This is a genomic window from Winogradskyella poriferorum (genome assembly GCF_050618035.1).
GTDB classification, from domain to species: domain Bacteria; phylum Bacteroidota; class Bacteroidia; order Flavobacteriales; family Flavobacteriaceae; genus Winogradskyella; species Winogradskyella poriferorum_A.
Genome location: NZ_JBODPY010000036.1, coordinates 1 through 272 on the forward strand (window position 1 = coordinate 1; position 272 = coordinate 272).

General features: G+C 36.4%; 1 protein-coding gene. It reads left to right on the top strand.

Annotated elements, in window-relative coordinates:
• Nucleotides 1-272: hypothetical protein (locus tag ACRHOC_RS14825; RefSeq protein WP_431159406.1), on the top strand; the 272-nt coding region annotated here is incomplete at both ends.

The following is a 272-nucleotide window of genomic DNA, read 5'->3' on the forward strand; positions in this document are numbered from 1 at the left end:
GTTTAATGAAATTAAGAAGTCATTTTACTCAGTAGCAACTCGTTTAGACGTGTTATTACCTGGGCATAAAAAAGAGCGTTTTTTGGAATTTTATGCCGCTTCGGCTCTCTGGCATATTAATGATCCATTAAATGATTGGATTCCGCATCTATTAAGAAGTATATCAAAAGAAGAGAGAGAAACTTTTACAGCCAAGATGAGTGGGTTGTTAAAGGACCTATCTGATGACGAAATATCATTAGTGTGGGATGGTTGGCTTAAAAGGTATTGGG